Source organism: Delftia tsuruhatensis (assembly GCF_903815225.1).
In the GTDB taxonomy this organism is placed as follows: Bacteria; Pseudomonadota; Gammaproteobacteria; order Burkholderiales; family Burkholderiaceae_C; genus Comamonas; species Comamonas tsuruhatensis_A.
The window spans coordinates 1483532-1507093 of the sequence record NZ_LR813084.1 but is presented as its reverse complement, the minus strand read 5'-3'; the positions used below and the strand labels follow the sequence as shown (position 1 = coordinate 1507093).

General features: G+C 68.0%; 21 protein-coding genes. 7 read left to right on the top strand and 14 right to left on the bottom strand.

Annotation, left to right across the window (positions count from 1 at the left end; translation table 11 throughout):
* Positions 1-35: 35 nt before the first annotated feature.
* From yaaA to queF, 3 genes are all read left to right on the top strand, one after another.
* Positions 36-821: a peroxide stress protein YaaA gene (gene yaaA / locus L1Z78_RS06790; protein ID WP_234640784.1), complete on the top strand. Its 786-nt coding sequence runs from the start codon at positions 36-38 to the stop codon at positions 819-821.
* Between the two features lie 79 nt (positions 822-900).
* Complete coding sequence (locus tag L1Z78_RS06785; RefSeq protein ID WP_234642107.1) at positions 901-1788, top strand: 2OG-Fe(II) oxygenase; 888 nt, start codon at positions 901-903, stop codon at positions 1786-1788.
* Positions 1789-1951: 163 nt separating this feature from the next.
* Positions 1952-2800, top strand: coding sequence for an NADPH-dependent 7-cyano-7-deazaguanine reductase QueF (gene queF / locus L1Z78_RS06780; RefSeq protein ID WP_234640783.1), 849 nt, complete (start codon positions 1952-1954; stop codon positions 2798-2800).
* Positions 2801-2823: 23 nt separating this feature from the next.
* On the opposite strand, the gene L1Z78_RS06775 is transcribed toward queF, so the two are convergent.
* The 4 genes from L1Z78_RS06775 to L1Z78_RS06760 all read right to left on the bottom strand — a co-directional run bounded on the left by L1Z78_RS06775 (position 2824) and on the right by L1Z78_RS06760 (position 7874).
* The gene (locus L1Z78_RS06775; protein ID WP_234640782.1) at positions 2824-4383 is read right to left on the bottom strand and encodes a methyl-accepting chemotaxis protein; all 1560 of its coding nucleotides are present in this window, start codon (positions 4381-4383) and stop codon (positions 2824-2826) included.
* 192 nt (positions 4384-4575) lie between these two features.
* Positions 4576-5889: a DNA polymerase IV gene (dinB, locus tag L1Z78_RS06770; RefSeq protein ID WP_234640781.1), complete on the bottom strand. Its 1314-nt coding sequence runs from the start codon at positions 5887-5889 to the stop codon at positions 4576-4578.
* A gap of 20 nt (positions 5890-5909) precedes the next feature.
* Positions 5910-6848 (bottom strand): DMT family transporter, encoded by a 939-nt coding sequence (locus tag L1Z78_RS06765; protein ID WP_234640780.1) that lies wholly within the window; start codon positions 6846-6848, stop codon positions 5910-5912.
* A gap of 204 nt (positions 6849-7052) precedes the next feature.
* Positions 7053-7874, bottom strand: coding sequence for an AraC family transcriptional regulator (locus L1Z78_RS06760; protein WP_234640779.1), 822 nt, complete (start codon positions 7872-7874; stop codon positions 7053-7055).
* A gap of 294 nt (positions 7875-8168) precedes the next feature.
* Between L1Z78_RS06760 and L1Z78_RS06755 the strand changes: the two genes are divergently transcribed.
* Positions 8169-9866: a 2-isopropylmalate synthase gene (locus L1Z78_RS06755; RefSeq protein ID WP_234640778.1), complete on the top strand. Its 1698-nt coding sequence runs from the start codon at positions 8169-8171 to the stop codon at positions 9864-9866.
* An 81-nt stretch (positions 9867-9947) separates the two neighbouring features.
* Here the strand turns inward: L1Z78_RS06755 and L1Z78_RS06750 are convergent, their stop codons facing one another.
* Positions 9948-11123, bottom strand: coding sequence for an alpha-hydroxy acid oxidase (locus L1Z78_RS06750; protein ID WP_267966998.1), 1176 nt, complete (start codon positions 11121-11123; stop codon positions 9948-9950).
* A gap of 223 nt (positions 11124-11346) precedes the next feature.
* On the opposite strand from L1Z78_RS06750, the gene L1Z78_RS06745 reads away from it, so the two are divergent.
* Both L1Z78_RS06745 and L1Z78_RS06740 read left to right on the top strand, forming a co-directional pair.
* Positions 11347-13005 (top strand): L-lactate permease, encoded by a 1659-nt coding sequence (locus tag L1Z78_RS06745; protein WP_234640777.1) that lies wholly within the window; start codon positions 11347-11349, stop codon positions 13003-13005.
* 115 nt (positions 13006-13120) lie between these two features.
* Positions 13121-14092 (top strand): helix-turn-helix domain-containing GNAT family N-acetyltransferase, encoded by a 972-nt coding sequence (locus tag L1Z78_RS06740; RefSeq protein WP_234640776.1) that lies wholly within the window; start codon positions 13121-13123, stop codon positions 14090-14092.
* A 5-nt stretch (positions 14093-14097) separates the two neighbouring features.
* Here the strand turns inward: L1Z78_RS06740 and L1Z78_RS06735 are convergent, their stop codons facing one another.
* The gene (locus L1Z78_RS06735; protein WP_234640775.1) at positions 14098-14649 is read right to left on the bottom strand and encodes a cupin domain-containing protein; all 552 of its coding nucleotides are present in this window, start codon (positions 14647-14649) and stop codon (positions 14098-14100) included.
* Positions 14650-14684: 35 nt separating this feature from the next.
* Positions 14685-15632, bottom strand: coding sequence for a tripartite tricarboxylate transporter substrate binding protein (locus tag L1Z78_RS06730; protein WP_234640774.1), 948 nt, complete (start codon positions 15630-15632; stop codon positions 14685-14687).
* Between the two features lie 131 nt (positions 15633-15763).
* On the opposite strand from L1Z78_RS06730, the gene L1Z78_RS06725 reads away from it, so the two are divergent.
* Positions 15764-16432 (top strand): TetR/AcrR family transcriptional regulator, encoded by a 669-nt coding sequence (locus L1Z78_RS06725; RefSeq protein WP_234640773.1) that lies wholly within the window; start codon positions 15764-15766, stop codon positions 16430-16432.
* A gap of 17 nt (positions 16433-16449) precedes the next feature.
* On the opposite strand, the gene pbpC is transcribed toward L1Z78_RS06725, so the two are convergent.
* The 7 genes from pbpC to L1Z78_RS06690 form a co-directional block, all read right to left on the bottom strand.
* Positions 16450-18720, bottom strand: a complete 2271-nt coding sequence (gene pbpC, locus L1Z78_RS06720) for a penicillin-binding protein 1C (RefSeq protein WP_234640772.1) — start codon at positions 18718-18720, stop codon at positions 16450-16452.
* 63 nt (positions 18721-18783) lie between these two features.
* Entirely contained in the window at positions 18784-19344 is a 561-nt protein-coding gene (locus L1Z78_RS06715; protein WP_234640771.1) for an HdeD family acid-resistance protein, read from the bottom strand.
* Positions 19345-19438: 94 nt separating this feature from the next.
* Positions 19439-19822 (bottom strand): hypothetical protein, encoded by a 384-nt coding sequence (locus L1Z78_RS06710; RefSeq protein ID WP_234640770.1) that lies wholly within the window; start codon positions 19820-19822, stop codon positions 19439-19441.
* Between the two features lie 63 nt (positions 19823-19885).
* Entirely contained in the window at positions 19886-20275 is a 390-nt protein-coding gene (locus L1Z78_RS06705) for a VOC family protein (RefSeq protein WP_234640769.1), read from the bottom strand.
* A gap of 43 nt (positions 20276-20318) precedes the next feature.
* Positions 20319-22421, bottom strand: a complete 2103-nt coding sequence (locus tag L1Z78_RS06700; RefSeq protein WP_234640768.1) for a BCCT family transporter — start codon at positions 22419-22421, stop codon at positions 20319-20321.
* A 186-nt stretch (positions 22422-22607) separates the two neighbouring features.
* Positions 22608-22934, bottom strand: coding sequence for a hypothetical protein (locus L1Z78_RS06695; protein WP_234640767.1), 327 nt, complete (start codon positions 22932-22934; stop codon positions 22608-22610).
* A gap of 12 nt (positions 22935-22946) precedes the next feature.
* Positions 22947-23474 carry a DUF2867 domain-containing protein gene (locus L1Z78_RS06690; RefSeq protein WP_234640766.1) on the bottom strand — a complete coding sequence of 176 codons (528 nt, stop codon included), beginning with the start codon at positions 23472-23474 and terminating at the stop codon, positions 22947-22949.
* Between the last annotated feature and the right edge of the window lie 88 nt (positions 23475-23562).

Sequence of the window (23562 nt, the reverse complement as noted above, 5' to 3'; positions counted from 1 at the left end):
CTTCTTTCCCCCTTTTCCAGGAACCACCGCCTGCCATGCTGCTGCTGCTCTCCCCCGCCAAGTCGCTGGACTACGACACGCCACTGCCCCATGGTCTGGCGCACACGCTGCCCGTCTTCTCCGAGCAGCCCCAGGAGCTGATCGAGGTGCTGCGCCGCCAGTCTCCCCAGCAACTGTCGCAGCTCATGGGCATCAGCGACAAGCTGGCCGCGCTCAACGTGGCGCGCTATGAAGCCTTCAGCCCACGCTTCACGGCCGACAATTCCCGCCAGGCACTGCTGGCGTTCAACGGCGACGTCTACGAAGGCCTTCAGGCGCGCAGCCTGGATACCGAGGACCTCGACTGGGCACAGAAGCACCTGGCCATTCTCAGCGGCCTGTACGGCGTGCTGCGTCCGCTCGACCGGATGCAGCCCTATCGACTGGAAATGGGCACCCGCCTGGAGACGGAGCACGGCAGCAACCTGTACCAGTTCTGGGGCAACCGCATCGCCGAATACCTGAACCAGCGCGCAGCCCGCCAGCCTGCCAGCGAACGCGTCATCGTCAACCTGGCTTCGCAGGAATACTTCAAATCGGTAGACTTGAAGCACCTCAAGCCCCCGGTGGTGGAGTGCGCGTTCGAGGATTACAAGAACGGCTCCTACAAGATCATCAGCTTCCATGCCAAACGCGCGCGCGGGCTGATGGCACGATTTGCCATACGACAGCGCGCCCGCAGCGTGGCCGAACTCCAGGCCTTCGACCTGGAAGGCTACGCGCTGGCACCGGCCTCATCGACGCCTGCGCGGCTCGTGTTCCGCCGCAAGACGGCCGAGTGAGCCCCGCCCGCCGCTGTGGCGGCCCCTGGTTTCGACGCCTTTGGAGTCCATTCAACGCGGCAAGGGCCGCCTGCACGCCATGAGCCTCAATCCCTCCTCCCCCGATTCCCAGACCACGGCGCAGGACCTGCCGCCAGGCCTCACGCCCGAGCTCATGCAATGGGTGCAGGAGCAAAGCGCATCCGGTGTTTCACCCGCCGCCCTGCTGCGGTCCATGCGCGATGTGGGCTGGAGCGAAGCGCTGGCACGCAAGGCGCTGGGCCTGCCCGGGGAGATCGAAGCGGCCCCGGCCGCCGCCATCGTCTCTGCCTCCAGCCTGCCCGAGCCGGACCTCGCCCAGGACCCCTGCACCATCGATGTCGGCGACCGCCAGGTCCAGGTGCTGGTGAGCATGCGCAACCCGCGCATCGTGGTCTTCGGCAACCTGCTGTCGGATGAGGAATGCGAGGCCATCATCGCCGCCGCGCGACCACGCATGGCCCGTTCGCTCACGGTGGCCACGCAAAGCGGGGGCGAAGAGATCAATGAGGACCGCACCAGCAACGGCATGTTCTTCCAGCGCGGGGAAACGGGCATCGTCAGCCGGCTGGAGGAGCGCATCGCCCGCCTCGTGCGCTGGCCGCTGGACCACGGCGAAGGCCTGCAGGTGCTGCACTACGGACCTGGGGCCGAATACAAGCCCCACCACGACTATTTTGCGCCCCACGAGCCCGGCACGCCGACCATCCTCAAGCGCGGTGGCCAGCGCGTGGGCACCTTGGTGATCTACCTGAACGAGCCCGAGCGCGGCGGCGCCACCGTCTTCCCCGAGGTCCCACTGCAGGTGGTGCCACGCCGGGGCAATGCCGTCTTCTTCAGCTATGAACGCCCCGATCCTTCCACGCGCACCCTGCACGGTGGTGCCCCCGTGCTGGCTGGCGAGAAGTGGATCGCCACCAAATGGCTGCGCGAGCGCGAATTTCACTGAGAAATAGCGCCGCGACAAGGCCGCCAGCCGTATCGGCTCCATAGGGCTTGCAATGCCTGCAGGCATCGAATTTCAGTTAGCTTTGAGGGCTTGATCCGCGCATCTTCGCCTGGCGTGGACAGCCCAGGCCCAGAAAATCGCCGGCACGGCCGGCCCATCTCCCATGAACACACCCGAACAATCCCAGCTGGGCAAGAGCTCCGCCTACATCGACCAGTACGACCCCTCGCTGCTCTTTCCCCTGCCACGCGCTCCCAAGCGCGAGGAAATCGGCCTGAGCGGCGGCCAGATGCCTTTTTTCGGTGCCGACCTCTGGACCGCCTTCGAGCTGTCCTGGCTCAATCCGCGCGGAAAGCCCCAGGTGGCGCTCGCGCATTTCACCATCCCCTGCGAGACGCCCAACCTCATCGAGAGCAAGTCCTTCAAGCTCTATCTGAACAGCTTCAACAACACCCGCCTCGCCGACGCCAGTGAAGTGCAGGCCCGGCTGCGCGCCGACCTGGCCGAGGCCCTGTGGCGCGGCAGCGGCAAGAACGGCAGCATCGGCGTGAAGGTCATCGGCCTGGACCGCTTCGACCAGGAAATGGTGCAGGAGCTCGATGGCCTGCTGCTGGACCGTCTCGATGTGGAATGCACGCAATACCAGCCAGCCCCGGAGCTGCTGCGTGCCAACCATGGGGAAGCACCCGTCACCGAAACCCTGGTCAGCCACCTGCTCAAGAGCAACTGCCTGGTCACGGGCCAGCCCGACTGGGGCAGCGTGCAGATCCAGTACAGCGGCGCGCAGATCGATCAGGAGGGGCTGCTGCAATACCTGGTCAGCTTTCGCAACCACAACGAATTCCACGAGCAGTGCGTGGAGCGCATCTTCATGGATGTCTGGACACGCTGCCGCCCCATCAAGCTGTCGGTCTACGCGCGCTACACGCGCCGTGGCGGCCTGGACATCAACCCGTTTCGTACCAGCCATCCCGGGGCGCTGCCGGCCAACGTGCGCTCGGCACGGCAGTAGGCTCACCGCCTGCGCTGCCCGGCTCAGCGCAGCGTGAACACCTCCAGCGACCGCTCCAGCGACTGCGCACTGGCGCGCAGCGAGCCGGCGGCGCCGGCCGACTGCTCGACCAGGGCGGCATTCTGCTGGGTGACGGAGTCGAGCTGGGCCACGGCCTCGTTGACCTGGGCGATGCCGACCGACTGCTCGCGCGTGGCGATGCTGATCTGGTGGACCAGGTCGCTGACGCGACCCACGGCATCGACCATGCCGTCGATGGTGCGACCCGCGGCGTCCATGCGGGCATTGCCGTCATTGATGCCTTCCACCGTGCGGTTGATCAGGCCGCTGATCTCCTTGGCGGCCGAGGCGCTGCGCTGCGCCAGCGCCCGGACCTCGCCGGCCACGACCGCGAAGCCCCTGCCCTGCTCGCCCGCGCGCGCGGCCTCGACAGCCGCGTTGAGGGCCAGCAGGTTGGTCTGGAAGGCAATGCTTTCGATCACGCCGATGATCTCGCCCATGCGCCGCGAGGAGCCACGGATGTGCTCCATGGCCGAGCCCACCTCCTGGATGGCGGCCCCGCTCCTGCCCGCCACCTGGCGGCTCTGATCGCTCTCATTCGCCATGAGCTGGGCCGTGTCGGCGGTCTGCGCGACGGTGCCGGAGATCTCCTCCATCGACGCCGCCGTCTGCTGCAGGCTGGTGGCCTGGGATTCGGTGCGCTGAGCCAGGTCGAAGCTGCCCTGGGCGATTTCATGGGCCGTGGTGGCGAAGCCGCGCATTTCCGTGCGCACGTCGCCGACCACAGCGCGCAGATTGATCTGAATCTGCTGCAGCCGCTGCATCAGGGCACCCATGGCACCGGTGCAGTCATGCTCCAGGTTCGTGCCCAGCTGGCAGCTGGCGATGTCGGCAGCAAAGCTGCTGGCCTTGTCCAGACCCGCCACACAGCGTTGCTGGAAGCGCCACAGTACAAAGCCTCCGCCGGCCAGCAACACGGCCAGCCGTGCGCCCCAGGCTGCCGCCCCCTGCAAGCCCAGCAGGTCGGGCAGCATGGCGGCCAGGCCCACACCGCCCAGCATCAGCGCCATGCGGGAGGTCAGGCCCAGATCACCGCGCCGGTCCCACAGGCCGGCCAGACCCAGCCGACGCAGTTCGCCACCGCGCAGACGCAGCGTCTCGCGCCCGGACTCTGCCTCGGCGCGCATGCGCGCGTACAGGGCTTCGGCGGCCTCGATCTCGGCCATCTTCGGCTTCGTGCGCACCGACAGGTAGCCGCGCGGCCTGCCGCCCTCCATGATGGGGGTGACGTTGGCGCGCACCCAGTAGTGGTCGCCATTCTTGCGCCGATTCTTGACCAGTGCCGTCCACGGATAGCCGTGGGCGATGGTGCGCCACATGTCCTTGAAGGCCGCGGCGGGCATGTCGGGATGGCGGATCAGGTTGTGGGGCTGGTCGATCAGTTCCTCATAGGAATAGCCGCTGACCCGCACGAAAGCCGGGTTGCAATGGGTGATCTCGCCCTTGGTGTTGGTGACGGACACCAGCAGTTCATCGCCTGGAAAATCGTAGTTGAGCTGGCTGACGGGCAGGTTCATGCGCATGGGTACCACTCCTTTGGCTGTCTCTTGTTATGGTGAAATGGCAAGGCGAAGCGCGCTGAAGCCACCGGAATCCATCAAACGGAAACACAAATTCACATTTCCAAATCATCTCACAGTAGGCTTACGCAAGCGCCATGCTCGGAACTGGTGCATGGTTTTTTGCAGCGCATACGCCAGATCTGTGGTGATGATTCAGAACAGTTGAGGTGTAAAGGGATCGCTGTCGGGTGCGGGCTGGATGGTGCCCCGCAGCAGTTGCTCTCGCGCCAATGGGTCCTGGGCCGAGGCTTCCCAGTCGGCCTTGCGCACCAGGTTGCCCACGCGCACGCCCAGCAGGCGCAAGCGTTTGGTCAGCGGCACGCGCTTGAGGCACTGCCCCGCGGCGTGGCGCAGCGTGCGGGCGTCGGCCATAGGCAGCTCCAGCGTATGGTCGCGCGTGGCGGTCTTGAAGTCGTCGTAGCGCAGCTTGATGCCCACGGTACGCCCCATGTAGCCCTTGCGCTGCAGGTCCTGGGCCAGACGCTCGCACAGGTCGGTGAAGATGGCGCCCAGCTCGGCACGGTCGCGCACGGCGTGCAGGTCGCGCTCGAAGGTGGTCTCCCGGCTCATGGACACGGGCTCGCTGTGCGTGACCACGGGCCGTTCGTCATGCCCCCGCGAGACGCCGTGCAGCCAGTGCCCGTAGGAGCGGCCGAACCATTGCACGAGCTGGGGCAGGCTTTGCGCGGCCAGCTCACCAATGGTGTGTATGCCCAGGGATTGCAGTTTGGCATCGGCCTTGGGGCCTATGCCATTGATCTTTCGGCAGGCCAGCGGCCAGATGCGGCCTTCCAGGTCCTGTGGCTGGACGATGGAGATGCCATTGGGCTTGTCGAACTCGCTGGCCATCTTGGCCAGCAGCTTGTTGGGCGCCACGCCGATGGAGCAAGTCAGGCCCGTGGCGTCGAAGATGGATTTCTGGATCAGACGCGCCAGCACACGCCCGCCTTCGCGCTGGCCGCCGGGCACATCGGTGAAGTCGATGTAGACCTCGTCCACACCCCGATCCTCCATCTGCGGTGCGATGGAGACGATGATCTCCTTGAAGGCATGCGAAAAGCGCCGCACCTCGGCAAAGTCCACGGGCAGCAGGATGGCCTGGGGGCACAGGCGCGCGGCCTTCATCATGCCCATGGCGGACCCGACGCCGAACTGGCGCGCCGGATAGGTGGCGGTGGTGATCACGCCCCGGCCCGCGTAGTCCTTGAGGCGCGAGAATGCCTCGACCGGAATCTCGTTCAGCCGCCCGGCGTAGCGGGCCTCCAGCGCCTCGTCATGCGCGCGGCGACCACCCCCGATGACCACGGGCAGGCCCTTGAGCTGCGGATAGCGCAGCAACTCCACCGAGGCATAGAAGGCATCCATGTCCAGGTGGGCGATGCGGCGCGGCAGGCCTGCCTGCGCCGGGGTCGTGGGGTTCGTCGATGGGGTTTCGGGCACGCCGCCATTATTGCGGCAACTGTGCATTCATACAGCCCCAAGACCGCTCATCCCTGCAGGCAGATCAACACGAGGCCGAGGACCATCAGGCCCATGCCGATCTTCTCCTGGCGGCTCAGGCTTTCGCTGAGCACGCGGCGCGAGACGATGTAGCTGAAGACCACTTCGACCATGCCCAGCGTGCGCACGGGGGCCGCGCCCTGCATGGCATAGGCGGTGAACCAGGCCAGCGAGGCCGCCGCGCCCATGCCGCCGGCCAGCAGCGAGACCCGCCAGGCGCGGAAGATGGGGCGCAGGCCCTGCGCATGGGTGCGCGCGATCCAGGCCCCCAGACCCAGGGTCTGCATCAGTTGCGCGATCAGCACTCCCCAGGCGCCCGACAGCCAGGGCGAGGTCTCGCCCAGCCGCGCCAGCTCTACGGCACCGCCGCGGTAGCCCACGGTGGCGACGGCGAAGCAGGCACCGCAGGCCAGACCGTACAGGGCCGAGCGGCTGGCCCATGCCGACAACGACAGCATCTGCCCGCGCGGCGGCAGCGACAGGATGAGCACGCCGAAGGTGGCCAATGCCATGGCCACCAGGGCCACAGCCGTGGGCAGTTCGTGCAGGAAGATGCCCGCGAACAAGGCCACCTGCAGCACTTCCGTCTTGGACAGGGTCACGGCCACGGCGAAATTGCGTTCCTTCATGGCCAGCAGCAGGGCAGCCGTGGCCGCGACCTGGAAGAACGCGCCCAGCGCGATCCAGCCCAGGTAGGTCCAGGAGAACTGCGGCAGGGTCCAGGCACCGTCTCGTGCGGCGTACAGCGCCAGCAGGTAGGCACCGGCGAACGGCAGGCCGTAGAGAAAGCGCACCAGCGTCGCCGGCAGGGTGCCAAGCTCTGCGGTCAGCGAGCGCTGGGCCGTGTTGCGCACGGTCTGGGCCGCCGCAGCGAACAGCACCACGGGAACCCACAGCCAGGTCATGTCTTGAAGGGAAAAGGGCATTTCGGCAGATAAAGGAACGCACAAGGCAAGGCGCCGGCCAGCATAGCGCCAGCCTGTACGCCGGGCACACGCGCTTGGCGAGGGCCGCCCCGCCCGCCAGCGAAACGGGCGGACTTGCACGAGGCCGGACGGCCGCCCTCCTCGGATCCAACGGTTCCGGCTGCACCTGCTGGCAGCACACTCCTCGCCAACGACGCCGGCGGCTCAGGCCCGCACGGCGTCGCAGAACGCCGAGGGCGTCATGCCGAAATGGCGGCGAAAGGCCAGCGAATAGGCGCTGTGGCTCTCATAGCCGGCCCCCAGCGCCACCTGGAGTATGGACTGCCCTTCCAGCAGGGGCTGCATGGACGACAGCAGCCGCGCACGCTGGCGCCAGCGCCCGAAGCTCAGGCCCGTGGCCCGCAGGAAATGGCGGTGGAAGGTCTTTTCGCCCATGGCCAGACGCTCGGCCCAAGTGCCGGCGGTGGCGGCCAGGGCCGCCGCGTCCTTGCCTTCAGCCAGCGCGCGGCACACGCCCGCCATCCGCGCCTCCTGGGGCCAGGGCAGGTACAGCGGGACCACGGGGGGCTGGCGCAGCTCCTGCAGCAGCAGGTCCACCACCAGGCGGTCGCGCGGATTTCTCCGCCCGCAGGCAGGCCAGCGCGCCACCTCGCTGATGAGCTCGCGCAGAAGGGGCGAGACCTCGATCACGCAGTCCACCTCCGGAAGGCCTGCCGCCGCCTGGGCGTCAACGAACAGGCTGCGCACCTGTACGGCGCCACGCATGCGCAAGGCATGCGGCACGCCCGAGCGCAGCCAGACGCCGCGCGTGGGCGGCACCACCCAGCGCCCGCTGCGCGCACGCACCTCCAGCACGCCCTGCACGGCGTACAGCAGCTGGCAGCATCCGTGGGAGTGCTCCTCGACCTCCAGCCCCGCCGGATAGTCGGCGGCCACGCCGCTGACGGGCAAGGGCGCGGCCGCCTGCAGCTCGGGCAGGCCGGCGTGGCCGCAGGGCACGGTGGGCAGATCGGTGACGGTGCGCATGTTTGTCCAGATCCATGGAGGAAATGAGAAATTCTATGAAGACAGACAAACGCTCTGCCCGCAAACTGGCACCTGTTCGCCGTGATCCAACGCCATCGCACCATGTCACCCCTGCCCTCGTCCTCCCTGCTATCCCTGGCCCATGGCCGGGGTCCGGGCGCCTGCGCAGGCGCCGCATTTCGCACCGACTCTCCCTGATCCCGGCCTGGCGCAGCTTCCCGCAGTGGAAGCCAGGAGAGCGGGGCCGCCGTCCATACGGCGGCTGCAAACCCCAGCGTTTCCTGCGAGGCCCGCATGCTGAAGAATCCCGCGTCCCGATATCTCCCCTTTCCCACCATCGATCTGCCCGACCGCCAATGGCCGTCACGCCAGTTGAGCCAGGCACCCGTGTGGCTGTCCACCGATCTGCGCGACGGCAACCAGGCGCTGTTCGAACCCATGAACCGCGAGCGCAAGCTGCGCCTGTTCCACGAGCTGGTGCGCATTGGCTTCAAGGAGATCGAGGTGGGCTTTCCCTCGGCCTCGCAGACCGACTACGCCATCGTGCGCCACCTGATCGACGAGAACCTGATCCCCGCCGACGTGACACCCATGGTCATCACCCAGCTGCGCGAGGACCTGATCCGCGCCACCGTGGACAGCGTGGCCGGCGCGCGCCGCGCCATCGTGCACTTCTACAACGCCATCGCACCCGCCTGGCGGGAGATCGTCTTCGGCATGGAAGTACCCGGGATCATCGCCATGGTGGAGCGGCATATCGCCCTGCTGCGCGAACTGACCGATGCGCATCCCGAGACCGAATGGGTGCTGCAGTACTCACCCGAGACCTTCTGCATGGCCGAGCTCGACGTATCGCTGGCCGTCTGCAACGCGGCCATACGCGCCTGGGATGCCGGCCCGGCGCGCCCCATGATCATCAACCTGCCGACCACGGTGGAGGTGAGCACGGCCAATGTCTTCGCCGACCAGATCGAATGGATGCACCGGCGCCTGGAACGGCGCGAGCACATCGTGCTGTCCGTGCACCCGCACAACGACCGGGGCACGGGTGTGGCCTGCGCCGAGCAGGCCCTGCTGGCCGGCGCCCAGCGCGTGGAGGGCTGCCTGTTCGGCAATGGCGAGCGCAGCGGCAACCTCGACGTGGTGACGCTGGCGCTGAACCTGTACACGCAGGGCATCGCGCCGGGCCTGGACTTCTCGGACATCGCGGCCGTGGCCCGCATTGCCGAGGAATGCACGGCCTTGCCCATCCATCCGCGCCATCCCTATGTGGGGGACCTGGTGTTCACGGCCTTCTCCGGCTCGCACCAGGACGCCATCTCCAAGGGCTTCGCGGCGCAACGCCCCGACGCACCCTGGCGCGTTCCCTACCTGCCCATCGACCCGCAGGACCTGGGCCGCACCTACGACAGCATCGTGCGGGTCAACAGCCAGTCGGGCAAGGGCGGCATCGCCTTCCTGCTGCAGCGCGACCATGGCGTGGCCATGCCGCGGCGCATGCAGGTGGAGTTCAGCGCGGTGGTGCAGCGGCAGGCCGACACCAGCGAGACCGAACTGGCCAGCGAGGCGCTCTGGGCGCTGTTCGAGGCCACCTATCTCGCCCCCGAAGGCCTGCCCTGGCGCTACCGCAGCCACCACCTGTTCGACAGCACCCTGGGCCAGGGCATCTCGCTCGAAGTGGACACCGCCGACGGCCTGCGGCTGCAACTGCAGGGCGAGGGCAGCGGCCCCATCGATGCCGTGGCCGCCGCCATCGGCCAGCACCTGGGCCTGGCAATGCGCATCGACCACTACGAGGAACGCAGCCTGGGCCAGGGCGCGGGGGCCAGGGCGCTGGCCATCGTGGAGGCCGCCCTGCCTGGCGTGGCCGGCACGCGCTTTGGCGCAGGGCGCCATGCCAACATCGTGACCGCCTCCATCCTGGCCGTGCTGCATGCGGCGGGACGTCTGGCTGCGGCACGCATCGCCGAGCCCGCGCGGTCCGAGGCCTGACGCGGCCGCTCTCCCCGGGCATCAACACAAAGGACCGCCTCGGCGGTCCTTTCTTCTGTCAGCTGACTGGCTGGTACCGCTTCAGCGGTCGGCTCCCGGATAGGTGCCCGGCAACAGGATGGATCGGTCCACGGTATCGATCCGCGTATGGCCGCAGAAGGCCATGGTGGTCTCCAGCTCCTTCTGGATGATCTGCAGCGCGCGCGTCACGCCGTCCTGGCCGTAGGCGCCCAGGCCATAGAGGAAGCTGCGGCCGATCATCGTGCCCCGCGCGCCCAGGGCCCGGGCCTTGAGCACGTCCTGGCCGCTGCGGATGCCACCGTCCATCCAGACCTCGATGCGCTTGCCGGCCGCTTCGGCGATGGCAGGCAGCGCCTCGATGGAGGACGGCGCGCCATCGAGCTGGCGGCCGCCATGGTTGCTGACGATGAGCGCATCGGCCCCGCTGTCCGCCGCCAGGCGCGCATCCTCCGCGTCCATGATGCCCTTGAGGATGAGCTTGCCGCCCCAGAGCCTCTTGATGCGCTCCACATCATTCCAGTTGAGGCTGGGATCGAACTGGCTGGCCGTCCAGGACGACAGCGAGCTCATGTCCGCCACGCCGTCCACATGGCCGACGATATTGCCGAAGCTGCGGCGCTTCGTGCCCAGCATGCCCAGGCACCAGTGGGGTTTGGTCGCCAGGTTGGCGAGGTTGCGCAGCGTGGGCTTCGGGGGCGTGGACAGGCCGTTCTTGATGTCCTTGTGGCGCTGACCCAGGATCTGCAGGTCCAGCGTCAGCACCAGGGCCGAGCAGTTGGCGGCGCGCGCCCGCTCGATCAGGCGCTCCATGAAGCCGCGGTCGCGCATCACGTAGAGCTGGAACCAGAACGGGTGGCGGCCCGTGTGCTCGGCGATGTCCTCGATGGAGCAGATGCTCATGGTGGACAGCGTGAAAGGGATGCCGAAGGCCTTGGCCGCCCGCGCCCCCAGGATTTCGCCGTCGGCGTGCTGCATGCCGGTCAGGCCCGTGGGCGCGATGGCCACGGGCATGGCCACCTCCTGGCCGATCATGGTGGTGCGCGTGCTGCGCCCCTCCATGTTCACGGCCACGCGCTGGCGCAGCTTGATCTTCTGGAAGTCGTCCTCGTTGGCGCGGTAGGTGCCCTGGGTGTAGGAGCCCGAGTCGGCGTAGTCATAGAACATGCGCGGCACGCGGCGCTGTGCCACGGCACGCAGGTCTTCGATGCAGGTGATTTTGGAAAGGTCGGTGGACACGTGTGCAAGCCTTCTGGAACCCGCTGGCCGCGGGACTGCCGAGCATGGTAGTGCGCACGGCGGGTTCCGGTCACCCGCTGGGGTTTGAAGTGATTTGTGCACCGATTGAAATTTTCTCTCGCACAGTCCGACCAAGGGCTAACGCTAGTGTGCCGATCACTGCAGCGGAGGAGCATCCCGGCCGCACAACGCAAAAAACGCTTTCCAAAAAGGAGAAAGTCCTATGGTCTGGCAACAGGTTTACGATCCGCTGTCCAACATGTGGCTGTCCACCCTGCTCGCGGCCGTACCGGTCGTGGTGATGCTGGTGGGCCTGGGCTTACTGCACATGAAGGCCCACCTGGCCGCCGGCGCGGGGCTGGTGGCGGCGCTGGTGATCGCCATCTTCGTCTACGACATGCCGACCGGCATGGCCGGGCGCGCAGCGCTGTTCGGCGGCTTCACGGGCCTGCTGCCCATCGGCTGGATCGTGCTGAACATCATCTTCCTGCACCAGCTGACCGAGAAGAACGGCAGCTTCAAGATCCTGCAGGACTCCATTGCGGGCATCACCGAGGACCGACGCATACAGCTGCTGCTGATCGCCTTCGCCTTCGGCGCCTTCTTCGAGGGCGCGGCCGGCTTCGGCACGCCCGTGGCCGTGACGGCGGCCATCCTGATCGGACTGGGCTTTTCGCCGCTGGCCGCCTCGGGCCTGTCGCTGATCGCCAATACCGCGCCCGTGGCCTTCGGTGCGCTGGGCACACCGGTGATCACGCTGGCCAAGGTGCATGGCTACGATCTCATGGAGGTCACGGCCATGGTGGGCCGCCAGTTGCCGTTCTTCTCGGTGCTGGTGCCGTTCTGGCTGATCTGGGCCTTCGCGGGGCGCAAGGCCATGATGGAGATCTGGCCGGTCATCCTCGTGACCGGCGTGTCCTTCGCCATACCCCAGTACCTGGTGTCCAACTTCATCGGCCCGGAGCTCGTGGACATCATCGCGGCCATCGTCTCCATGGTCTGCATCGTCGCCTTCCTGCGCGTGTGGCAGCCCAGGAGCATCTGGCGCTCGACCTCGCTCAAGGGCCATGAGCAAAGCGGCGGCGAGGCCCGGCAGGCCAGCGCCGTGACCCAGCACCCGCGCGCCGACGTGATCCGCGCCTGGACGCCCTGGGCCATCCTCACGGTCTTCGTCTTCATCTGGGGCCTGCCCTCGGTCAAGGCCGCGCTCAACGGCCTGTTCGCCCCGGCCTTTCCGATGGAGGGCCTGCACAACCTGGTCGAGAAGGTGCCGCCCGTGGTGCGCCAGCCCACCAGGGAAGGCGCCATCTACACGCTGAACCTGCTGTCGGCCACCGGAACGGGCATCCTGCTGTCGGCCATCGTGGGCGGCCTGGTCATGAAATACAACCCCGTGCAGCTGGCCGGCCAGTTCCTGCGCACCCTCTGGCTGGTGCGCTACTCGCTGCTGACCATCGTGCTGATGCTGGCCCTGGGCACGCTCACACGCTACTCCGGCACGGACACCACGCTGGGCCTGGCCTTCGCCAACACGGGCGTCTTCTACCCCTTCTTCGGCACCCTGATGGGCTGGCTGGGCGTGGCGCTCACGGGTTCGGACACGGCATCGAACGTGCTGTTCGGCGGCATGCAGAAGGTGGCCGCAGAGCAGCTGGGCCTGTCGCCCAACCTCATGGGCGCGGCCAACAGCTCAGGCGGCGTGATGGGCAAGATGATCGACGCCCAGTCCATCGTCGTCGCCTCCACGGCCACGCGCTGGTTCAACCACGAGGGCGACATCCTGCGCTACGTGTTCTTCCACTCCATCGCCCTGGCCTGCCTGATGGGCATCTTCGTAACTTTGCAGGCCTATGTCTGGCCGTTCAGACTGATGGTGAACTGACGCAGCCCACGCCGGGCATCACCGCCGGCAGTTAACGACGCCGTTGCCCGGAAGTGAAGCTGGAGATATAGTTGCAAGATACAACATTTCTTCACCTGTCCTTCCGGAGCACGGCATGCCGCAGCACGATCTTTCCCTGGTGGACGGTATCCGCACCGCCTCGCGCCTGATGGTGCGCGAGCTGGGCTTCATGCAGGCCACGCTGGCAGCCACGGACTACCCTCCCTCGGCCGTACATGCCATTTTGGAGATCGGTGCGCAGGGGCGCATGCCGGCCTCGCAACTGGCCCAGGTCCTGGGGCTGGAGAAGTCCAGCATCAGCCGCATGGCACGCAAGCTGGTGGAGGCCGGTGAGCTGAAGGAAATGGCCGATGGAGAGGATGGCCGCATCAAGCAACTGGCACTCACCGCCAAGGGCCGGCGCACGCTGGCCGCCATCGAGGCCTTCGGACGCCAGCAGGTGACGGCCGCGCTGGACCGCATGCAGCCGCCCCAGCAACAGGCGGTCTCGCGCGGGCTGGCCCTCTACGCCCAGGCACTGCAGGCGCACCGGCAGGAAGAACCCCTGCCCGCGCCCGCACAGATACAGGTCCTGCCCGGATACCGGCCCGGCTGCATCGGCCGCATCGTGGAAATGCATGCGCGCTTCTATGCACGCCACGCAGGTTTCGGCGTCTTCTTCGAAAGCCGTGTGGCCAGTGGCCTGGCCGAGTTCGCAGGCCGGCTGGACAAGCCCTGCAATCAGTTGTGGACGGCGCTGGACGGCGAGCGCATCGTGGGTTCGGTGGCCATCGATGGCGAGGACCTGGGCAACGGCCAGGCCCATCTGCGCTGGTTCATCCTGGACGACGGCCTGCGCGGCGCAGGCATAGGCCGCCAACTGCTGCAGCAGGCCTTGGAGTTTTGCGACCGCCACGGCTTCGAGGCCACCCAGCTGTGGACCTTCCGGGGCCTGGATGCGGCACGCCGGCTCTACGAATCCTCGGGCTTCGCGCAGGCCGAGGAATGGGAGGGGCAGCAATGGGGCACGCCCGTGACGGAGCAGCGGTTCGTGCGGCCAGGGCCGCGCGCAGGCTCCGGCGGCTGAGCCGTTCACATGCCCTGCTCTCCCGCCACCAGCACGAAGGCAATGCGCGCAGGCCGGCCAGAGCGGTTGGCCCAGGCATGGTTGGTGCCGCGCTGTATGAGCACGTCTCCGGCGCGCAGCACGGTTTCCTGGCGATCCAGGATCGCGACCAGCTCGCCTTGCAGCATCAGCGCGTAGTCCACCGTATCCGTGCGGTGCATGCCCGGATGCTCACCGGGCTGCACGTTGCGATGGGCGTCGCCGTACATGCGCGCGAAGGTGGCATTGAGCGCGCGCTGCAGCTCCTGCGGATTGGTGGGCTCGGGCGGAATGTCCAGGATGCGCAGCACCGTTCCGTAGGGCGGTGGCGCCACGCCCTGGTGGATGGCAATGGTATCTGGCGCATCGATCTGCGCGGGAGAGGCATCGGTGCGCCAGAGGTTGGTGATGCGGTAGCCGGGGCGTTCCTCGACCAGGCGCACGGCGGGCGATGCCCCGTCCTCGGCAATGAAGGAGCGGCCCTGTGCGTCGTTGGCCGTGATCACGCGGCGGATGGGGGGCAGGCTGGAATCTGTCATGGGTGGAAATCGATCGAAATGCAAAACCGGGAAACTCAGGGAGCGGGATGGCGTTGCGCTGCCTCGCCCTGCTTGCGGAATTCATCGCGGATGCGCCGCTCCCACTGGCGGCGGTCCTGGGGGAAGACCACCTGGTCGCCGCGCTGGGCCACCTGCCTGACGGCGTCCGAGCGCGCGGCGGCGGCACAGGCGGCATCCAGCCGGCCCAGCACCGCCTCGGGCACGCCACGCGGCACGAACAGACCGGCGAAGGACTCCTCCTGCACCGCCATGCCCAACTCCCTGAAGGTGGGCACTTCGGGGAAGGCCGGGTGGCGGCGCTCCGAGGCCACGGCCAGCAGGCGCAGCTTGCCCGCACGGATCTGGGGCGCTGCCGAGGCCGCGATGCTGCTGACGAAATCCAGGCGCCCGGCCAGCAATTCCTGGATGGAGCCGGCATCGCCCTTGTAGGGCACATGCAAGAACTTGAGCGCCTGGTCGCGCTCCAGCTGGTCCATGGCCAGGAAGGGGGCCGAATTCGGCCCTGGCGATCCGTAGCTCAGCGACCCCTTCTTCGCGGCCGCCACCAGGTCGCCGATGGACTTGAAGGGGCTGTCGGCTCGCACGCTCACGCCCAGGATGTTCTCGGTGACGCCGCACAGCGGCTGCACGCTGTCCGGCCCCAGCTTCAGGCCCTTGACGTAGTGCGGCTGCACGGTGATGGGGGTCATGGGCGTGAAGGCCAGCGTCAGCCCGTCGGCCGGTGCCTGGGCCAGCAGGTTCATGCCGATCACGCCCGAGCCCCCGTCGCGCGAGACCACGACCACGCTCTGGCCCAGTTGCTGGCGGAATTCCTCGGCCAGCGTGCGCGCCATGACATCGGTGGAACTGCCCGCCGCCCAGGGGTTGATGAGGGTCAGGGGCCGCGACGGAAAGGATTCCTGCGCGGCGGCAACGGTGCAGCCCAGCGCCATCAGGGCGGCGAGCCACTTGCGGGTCGTCATGGTGTGTCTCCTTGTGATTTCTGGAATCGGGTAGCATGGTAATTCAGTCAGTCGACTGAATCAATCCCATGCAAGCTTGGGACGTCAGGCTTTGGCGTGGAACGTCCCCGCGCTGACTATGATCCGCAGCCATGACGCCCAGCACCGATGACACGCCGGCCGTGGAACCCCGCGCCCAGGCCCGCGAACGCCTTCTGAAGGCTGCAGAACAGCTGTTTGCACGGCATGGCTATGCGGGCACCTCGCTGCGCGCCGTCATGGCGCTGGCCGAGGTGGACACGGGGGCCATCCACTACCATTTCCGCAACAAGCTGGGTCTGCTCAAGGCCTTGTTCGAACAGCGCGTGGCACCCGTCAACGGGGAACGCCATGCGCTGCTGGAGAAGCTGGAGCAGCAGGAGACACCGCCCGCCATCGAGGACATTCTTCGCGCCTTCATCGCTCCCGCGCTGCGCGCCGCGCACAGCGAGGGCGAGGCCGACTTCAACCGCGTCACGGCCCTGTGCTCGGTGGATCCCGAACGGGAGGTCAGGGAAGTGGTGTTTGCCGCCTACGACGAGGCGGCCAGGCGTTTTGCGGCCCTGTTGCGTCAGGCGCTGCCGCAGCTGTCGCAGCACGATTTCCAGTGGCGGCTGGAGTGCATGTACGGCGCCATGATGTACATCCGCTCCGACAACGGCCGTGTCAGCCGCATGCTGGGCTGCGGCCACCGCGCCGATCCCGTGGAGCATGTGATCGACGAGCTGGTGGCCTTCACTGCGGCGGGCCTCAGTGCGGCGGGCCTCCATGCGGAGCGGTGATCGCTGCCAGCGCCTGATCAGCGTCCGCCCGCGCGCGAAGCCACCACGCCGGCGCCACGCACCTCTACCTGCACGCTGTCCAGCACCTGCCCCTTGGCATCGACCAGTTCCAGCCGGTGGCGGCCCGGCCAGGGCATCCAGGCGGCGGCCGCACCCCGGCCAATTTCCTTGGGCGCAGGCTCGGCCGCGCCGGGCGGGGCGGCGCTGACCATGCGCCAGCGCAGGCTGGCGTCCTGCCATTCCTGCATGGCGGCCGTGCCGGCGGGACGGGCCGACAGTTGCACCCGCTGGCGGTCCGGCGGGATGTCGGGGTCCAGCGCGAGGATGGTGCCATTGGCCGGGCGCGCGATGCGCACGGGCGAGGCGGCCGAAGTGCCGCGTCCGGAGGACGAAGCCACCGGCAAGCCGCTGCCCGCCATGGCGAACAGGTTTTGCTGCGTGCCCGCGACAAACCACTCGCCGCGCGCGCTTTCCAGCGGCAGGCCCGAGGCATCGGGCCCGAAGCGCACGGCCTGCTGCAGCACGCCGTCGGGCGCCTTGGGCGCGCGGCTGGGGGTGCGGGCATGCAGGAATCCCATCACGGCCGCCCAGACCGGCGCGGCGCCGCTGGTGCCGCTGACCGAGTGCATGGCATCGCCGCGCGCATTGCCCACCCACACGCCCACGGTGTAGCGCTGCGACCAGCCCACGGCCCAGTTGTCACGCATGTCCTTGCTGGTACCGGTCTTGACGGCCGTCCAGAAGCGCGTGGCCAGCACGCTGTCCGTGCCGAAGGTGGGCGCGCGCGCCATGGGGTCGGACAGGATGTCCCCGACGATGAAGGCCGCGCGCGCATCGATGGCCTGCACGGGCGCCTCGGCCCGGGCCTGGCCCGGAGTCCAGCGCACGGGCGTCAGCTGTCCGCCATTGGCAAGCGCGCGGTAGGCATTGGTCAGCTGCAGCAGCGGCACCTCGGCACTGCCCAGCGCCAGACTGAAGCCGTGGTAGCCGCCGCTTTCGCGCAGCGGCAGGCCCAGGCGCTGCAGCTGGGAGAAGAAGGCATCGGGCGTGACCATGACCAGGGTGCGCACCGCCGGCACATTGAGCGAGGACGCCAGCGCGGTGCGCGCGGAGACCCAGCCCTTGAAGCGCCGGTCGTAGTTCTGCGGGATGTAGAGCCCGTTCTGCGTGGGAATGTGGGCCGAAGAATCCTCGATCAGCGAGGCTGCAGTCAGTCGCCGCTCGGCGATGGCCTGGGCATAGAGAAAGGGCTTGAGCGTGGAACCGGGCTGGCGCATGGCGGTCACGCCATCGACCTCGGCCGCCTGGCTGAGATCGCCCGACGAGCCCACCCAGGCCAGCACATCGCCCGTGGCGTTGTCCAGCACCACGATGGCGCCATCCTCCACATTGCGCCCCTGCAGCTCCCGCAATTGCTGCTGCAGGCTCTGCACGGCAAAGCGCTGCACGGGCGCACTCAGCGTGGATCGCACGCTGGCCAGTCCCCGGGCCTGCCCGCCCGCCAGCAGCCGGCGTGCCAGGTGCGGCGCCATGCCCTCGCTGGCGGCCCATTGGCGGCGCTGCAGCATGCTGGCCGTGAGCAGCTCCATGGCCTTGCAGTCGCGCGCCGCGACGTCCTCGGGCGCCAGTGCCTGCAGCACGCCACAGGCACGCTGGCCCACGCGCTCGGGCAAGGCGTTGGGCGCCCGCACCAGGGCGGCGGCGATGGCCGCCTCGCGTGCATCCAGGCCGTGCGCGGCCTTGCCGAACAGTGTGCGCGACAGCGCGTCTATGCCCACGATCTCGCCACGGAACGGTACCAGATTCAGGTAGGCCTCCAGGATCTGATCCTTGCGCCAACGCCGGTCCAGCACCTGGGCAGCCACGGTCTGGCCGAGTTTCTGCACCACGCTGCGCCCGCCAGGTCCCTGGCGCCAGTCGCCATCCAGCAAGCCCGCCAGCTGCATGGTGATGGTGCTGGCACCCCGTGTGCGCTGGTTCCAGAGATTGCCCCAGGCGGCGGCGGACACGGCCTTCCAGTCCACGCCGCTGTGCTCGTAGAAGCGCTTGTCCTCGCTGAGCACCAGGGCCGTTCGCAGCGCGGGAGAGATATCGGACAGCGCCACCCATTCGCCACGGCGCACGCTGGTGTCCGTGCGCTGGCGCTGGAGCACCTCGCCCTCGCGCGAGAGCAGTGCGGTCTCGGAGGAGCGATGGCCCTCGCGGACTTCGGAAAAGCTGGGCAGCGCCTGGGCGGCACCGGCCGCGAACAGCAGCGCGGCCACCAGGGCCGCGCGGGGAAGGCGCATGAAGGAGGGAGTTCGCCGGCAATGGATCATGGAGCCGGCATTGTCCGCCTTTGCACCCGCAGCTCAGGAAGAATGGCGTATGCCCTTCTTGAGCTTGAAGGACAGCAGCACCATGAGCACGCCGAAGATCACCGCATACGTGGCCAGCACCCAGAGCATGGCCATCATGCCCGCGCCAGGCTGGGCCAGCACGAAGGCGCCGAACAGCACGGACAGCACGCCGCCCAGGATCAGCAGCCACTCGCCCGTGATCTCCTTGCGCAGCCGCACGGCCGCCACGATTTGCAGCAGGCCCGTGACCAGGGCCCATGCGCCGATGTACAGCGTCATCACCAGGGCCGTGACACCCGGCGCCACCACGGTGAGCACGCCCACCACCACGCCAGCCAGGCCCCACAGCAGCAGCACCCACCAGTGGCGCATCTGGTCCCGGCCCTGGATGGCCGAGTACACGCCCAGCAGGCCGTCGACGAACGTGAAGGCGCCGAAGGTGAGGACCAGCGCAGCCAGCGACACGGCCGGCTGCGCCCAGGTCAGCACGCCGAAGGCGATGGCGACCAGGCCGCGCAGCAGAAGCACCCACCAGGTGCGGTGAAGAATCGTGGACAGGGGGTTGGGGCTCATGGATGCTCCTTCAAGAGGGACCCCATGACCTTGGAGCAGGCCCGCAGCACTGTCTGTAGGCGAAGGCCGGTTTGGCAGCGGCGCCTGACCTGGATCAATCCAGCTGCAACAGCAAGGGCTGGTGGCTCGAGTACCGTGCTTCGCTGTTCACGGACCGGCCGCGCACAGGGGCACGCAGGCTTTCGCCGCCCCAGTCGAAATGCTGGGACCGTTCCTGATGCAGCAGGTTCCAGCTGCTGTGCCACTGGTCGATGGACAGGACGCCGTCCTCGCCCGCCGCCCAGGGTGCGGACAGCCGAGCGTATTCGTCCTCATGCAGCAAGAAGTTGAAGTCGCCGCAGAGAACGGCATGCAGCGTGTGCGGTCTGGTCTGCTGGGGCGAGCCATTGCTGGCGGGCTGAGGCGGCGCCAGAACCGGTCCCCGGGCTTCGATCTCCTGCAGGCACAGCACGTAGACATCGCCCCATGGACAGCGCATGCGCGACGATGCGCTCTTGGTCCATGCGGCCGCACCACCGGGCCTTCCAGATGAGGATCTGCATCACCCGGGCAGCGGCTCGCGCAGCTGGAACATATTGCCCTCGGGGTCCATGGCGTTGCAGACGCGAAAGCCAGGCCCTTGCCAGGATTGCTCCCACAGTTGGCCGCCATGGGCGATGACCAGGGGACGCACGGCCGCAAAGCTCTGCACGGTGGCAAAGAACTTGAGGGCCACGTTCTCGCGCGGCTGCGGCGGCTCGGTGATGGTGATGTGCCGCGCGATCGCCTCGGGCACGGCATGCAGCACCATCTGCAGGCCGGGGGACTGCAGCACGATCAGTTCGGACGTATGGTGCTGCATGCGCAGGCCCAGCACCTCCATGTAGAACAGCGCCAGCCTGTCGGGCTGCTTGGCGTAGATGAACAGGCCTGCGGATGCGGGACCGGACATGGTGTTCCTCGGCGACGATGGAGCGGCCACTGTAGCACCGCGCTCAGCTGTGCCCGGGCGCGCGGTTGAGCAGGTGCGTGCGCTGGTCGGCGCTCAGCGACAGGTAGCGCTCGTAGTGGCGCAGGATGTCGGCGATGATCTCCTCGCCGCGCAGGTACTGGATGTCATGACCCAGGCGACCGTCCTCGAAGAAGGTGATGGGCTCGTGGACATGGCGGTGCTCGCCCTCGCTGGCGGCATCGCGCACCATGAAGGTGGGCACGGCGCGCCGCGTGCTGCGCACGCCGTAGACGAAGTCGCGCAGCGAAGGATCTGGCACGGTCAGGCGCACGGCGCCCTCGCCATCCAGGTCTTCGCTGACCACGGCCTCGACCCCGCGCTTGTGCATCTCGGCCGCCACCTCGCGCATGGCGGGCAGCACCACGGTCGACAGGAAGCGGCGCACATCGGAGCGCGAAGGCTGGTGCACGATCTGCTCCAGTCGCTTGCGCCAGTGCTGGCCGCTCCAGAAGCTGGTGGCCGGCGCCAGGTCCGGCGAGAAGTGCGCGCGATCGGCCAGCAGGCCCCGCCACAGGCCGTAGCACAGCGACAGCATGATGACCGCCACGGGCAGGGCCGCCACCAGCGTCATGGCCTGCAAGGCCTTGAGGCCGCCGGCCAGCATCAGCACCATGGCCGTCACGCCCAGCACGGCCGCCCAGAACAGGCGCTGCCAGACCGGCGAGCGCGCATGGCCGCGCGAGGCGATGTTGTCCACCACGAAGGCGCCCGAGTCTGCCGAGGTCACGAAGAACACCGCGATCAGCACGATGGTGAGCCAGGCCACGGGCTTGAACCAGGGCAGGTATTCGAAGAAGCGGAACAGCAGCGCATCGACGTTGCCCGCCGTCTGGCCCAGGGCCCCCATGGCCACATGGGTGTCTATCCAGATGGCGCTGTTGCCGAAGGCCGTCATCCACAGCAGGTTGAAGGCCGTGGGCACCAGCAGCACGCCCGTCACGAACTGGCGGATGGTGCGCCCGCGCGAGATGCGCGCGATGAACATGCCCACGAAGGGCGACCAGGAGATCCACCAGGCCCAGTACAGGATGGTCCATCCGCCGAACCAGCCATCCTGGTTGGGCGGCTCATAGGCGAAGGTGCGGAACGACAGCTGCACCAGGCCCGAGAGGTAGTTGCCGATGTTCTCGCTCAGCGCCTCGAACAGGAAAACCGTGGGCCCCGCGACGATGACGAAGGCCAGCAGGATGAAGGCCAGCACGAGATTGAACTCGCTCAGGCGGCGCACGCCCTTGTCCAGGCCCGAGACGGCCGACAGCCCGGCCAGAGCGACGACGATGACGATGACCGAGATGCGAAACACCGCCGTGGACGTGTCCCAGCCGGTCAGCGTGTGCAGGCCCGCGGCCAGCTGCAGCGCGCCATAGCCCAGCGTGGTGGCGATGCCGGCGATGGTGCCCACCAGCGCGAAGGCATCGACGCTGTGCCCGATGGGCCCGTCGATGCGCTTGCCCAGCAGCGGGTACAGGCCCGAGCGCATGGTCAGCGGCAGGTTGTAGCGAAAGCCGAAATAGGCCAGCACCAGGCCCATGGTCCCGTAGACGGCCCAGGCGTGGAAGCCCCAGTGGAAGAACGTGGACTGCAGCGCCTCGCGCGCGGCGGCCGGCGTGGAGGGCACGGCCGTGGGGGGCTTGAGGAAATGCTGCAGCGGCTCGCCCACGCCGAAGTACATGAGGCCGATGCCCATGCCCGCGGCAAACAGCATGGCGGTCCAGGAGATGAAGCTGAATTCGGGCTCGGCATCGTCGGGGCCCAGCCGGATATCGCCGAAGCGGCTGGACGCCACGAAGATCAGAAAGGCCAGGAACAGCGTGACCGCGACGGCGTAGAACCAGTCCATGTGCCCCACCACCCAGGCCTGGGCACTGGAGAACAGCCGGTCTGCATTGTCCGGCAGCAGGCCGCAGTACAGCAGCAAAAGGCCCAGGACCAGCAGCGATGGAATGACGACGGGCCCGGAGAAGGTGATGCGCGGCGCGGGATCGGCGGGCGATGGCGGGGCGGCCTGCGGCGGGGCGGCGCCGGAGGTATCCGGGGCATCCGGTGGATGGAGCCCGGCCCGGGGATCGGTATTCGTGTCTGGCATGTACCCTCTCTCTCGTGATCAATGGTGTGCCCGGGAACCGATGTGCAATGGTGCAGGCCCGGCCTTCGTGGGGCGGGCTGCCTTCCCTGCTCGGGGGATGTCCGCCGGGCAAAGGCCGCAAGTATGCAGCGCCGGCGCGGCGACGCACGTCAGACGGAAACACCAAAGGCTTCCGCTTTGCTGACGTCAGTCGCGGCTTCCGAGCACCCCGGTCCAGCGCGCCAGCGCGCACAGCACGGCAGGCCAGAACACGGTGTTGGCGACATCATGCAGGCTGGCGCCCCAGCGCCAGTGACCGAAGCTGGCGACATCGTCGCGCATGTCGAGCAGTTCGCCCCCCACCGCGACGGCCAGGACGGCCAGCACGGGAGTCCAGCTGCCCAGGGGCCTGCGCAGCAGCGCGCATGCGGCAAGCGCCGTCGCCAGGCCCACGTAGACATGCAGGGCATCCTTGGACAGGCCCGTGGCCGCCACGATGGCCAGCTTCACGGCCTGGACGGTCGACGGCTCCATGTGTCGCGGCTTTCAGCCGGCCAGCCGGGCGACCACCGCCGGCGCGATGACGCGGTGTGCCGGCGCCACGCCCAGCATGTAGATGCGGCCCAGGGCATTGTGCACATGGACCACGGTGGACATGGCGACGGTGAATGTGCTGGACGACCCGCCTTCGGGCCGGGGCAGCTTCATGAGGGAGACCTGCACATCCAGATGCCTGTCGCTGTCGCCCAGCACCACCTCGTCGTCGCTCAGCGAATGAACGCGAAAGATGCCGGCGCGGTCACCCACGCGGTAGCTCGATGGAGCCCGCTGCGCATCCACGCCGCTGAGGGTGCCCAGGTCCTTGATGCCGAAGGGCGCCACCATGCGGTTGCGCATGCGCATCAGGAAGTCGATCCAGCCCGGCGTGCGTCCCACGGCGCGCAGGTACAGCGCCATGGGGCTGCTGCCGTCGTCCGGCAATTGCAGCTGGTAGCTGTCGTGGAAATAGGCGGTCTTGAGGCGGTCCTGCAGGGCGCTGCCTGCGGGAACCGGAGAGAGGATGACTTGTGCCATGGAGCGGAGGGTGATGAAAAAAGGGGGCGGTCCTGCAGCCATCATAGGCCGCAGGGCCGCCCCCTTGTCAGGGCGCCATCAACGCTGC

Excerpts from the sequence above, each read along its gene's own strand:
- yaaA (WP_234640784.1), top strand. The coding sequence starts at position 36 with ATGCTGCTGCTGCTCTCCCCCGCCAAGTCGCTGGACTACGACACGCCA.
- L1Z78_RS06785 (WP_234642107.1), top strand. The coding sequence starts at position 901 with ATGAGCCTCAATCCCTCCTCCCCCGATTCCCAGACCACGGCGCAGGAC.
- queF (WP_234640783.1), top strand. The coding sequence starts at position 1,952 with ATGAACACACCCGAACAATCCCAGCTGGGCAAGAGCTCCGCCTACATC.
- L1Z78_RS06775 (WP_234640782.1), bottom strand. The coding sequence starts at position 4,383 with ATGCGCATGAACCTGCCCGTCAGCCAGCTCAACTACGATTTTCCAGGC.
- dinB (WP_234640781.1), bottom strand. The coding sequence starts at position 5,889 with ATGCACAGTTGCCGCAATAATGGCGGCGTGCCCGAAACCCCATCGACG.
- L1Z78_RS06765 (WP_234640780.1), bottom strand. The coding sequence starts at position 6,848 with ATGCCCTTTTCCCTTCAAGACATGACCTGGCTGTGGGTTCCCGTGGTG.
- L1Z78_RS06760 (WP_234640779.1), bottom strand. The coding sequence starts at position 7,874 with ATGCGCACCGTCACCGATCTGCCCACCGTGCCCTGCGGCCACGCCGGC.
- L1Z78_RS06755 (WP_234640778.1), top strand. The coding sequence starts at position 8,169 with ATGCTGAAGAATCCCGCGTCCCGATATCTCCCCTTTCCCACCATCGAT.
- L1Z78_RS06745 (WP_234640777.1), top strand. The coding sequence starts at position 11,347 with ATGGTCTGGCAACAGGTTTACGATCCGCTGTCCAACATGTGGCTGTCC.
- L1Z78_RS06740 (WP_234640776.1), top strand. The coding sequence starts at position 13,121 with ATGCCGCAGCACGATCTTTCCCTGGTGGACGGTATCCGCACCGCCTCG.
- L1Z78_RS06735 (WP_234640775.1), bottom strand. The coding sequence starts at position 14,649 with ATGACAGATTCCAGCCTGCCCCCCATCCGCCGCGTGATCACGGCCAAC.
- L1Z78_RS06730 (WP_234640774.1), bottom strand. The coding sequence starts at position 15,632 with ATGACGACCCGCAAGTGGCTCGCCGCCCTGATGGCGCTGGGCTGCACC.
- L1Z78_RS06725 (WP_234640773.1), top strand. The coding sequence starts at position 15,764 with ATGACGCCCAGCACCGATGACACGCCGGCCGTGGAACCCCGCGCCCAG.
- pbpC (WP_234640772.1), bottom strand. The coding sequence starts at position 18,720 with ATGCGCCTTCCCCGCGCGGCCCTGGTGGCCGCGCTGCTGTTCGCGGCC.
- L1Z78_RS06715 (WP_234640771.1), bottom strand. The coding sequence starts at position 19,344 with ATGAGCCCCAACCCCCTGTCCACGATTCTTCACCGCACCTGGTGGGTG.
- L1Z78_RS06710 (WP_234640770.1), bottom strand. The coding sequence starts at position 19,822 with ATGCGCTGTCCATGGGGCGATGTCTACGTGCTGTGCCTGCAGGAGATC.
- L1Z78_RS06705 (WP_234640769.1), bottom strand. The coding sequence starts at position 20,275 with ATGTCCGGTCCCGCATCCGCAGGCCTGTTCATCTACGCCAAGCAGCCC.
- L1Z78_RS06700 (WP_234640768.1), bottom strand. The coding sequence starts at position 22,421 with ATGCCAGACACGAATACCGATCCCCGGGCCGGGCTCCATCCACCGGAT.
- L1Z78_RS06695 (WP_234640767.1), bottom strand. The coding sequence starts at position 22,934 with ATGGAGCCGTCGACCGTCCAGGCCGTGAAGCTGGCCATCGTGGCGGCC.
- L1Z78_RS06690 (WP_234640766.1), bottom strand. The coding sequence starts at position 23,474 with ATGGCACAAGTCATCCTCTCTCCGGTTCCCGCAGGCAGCGCCCTGCAG.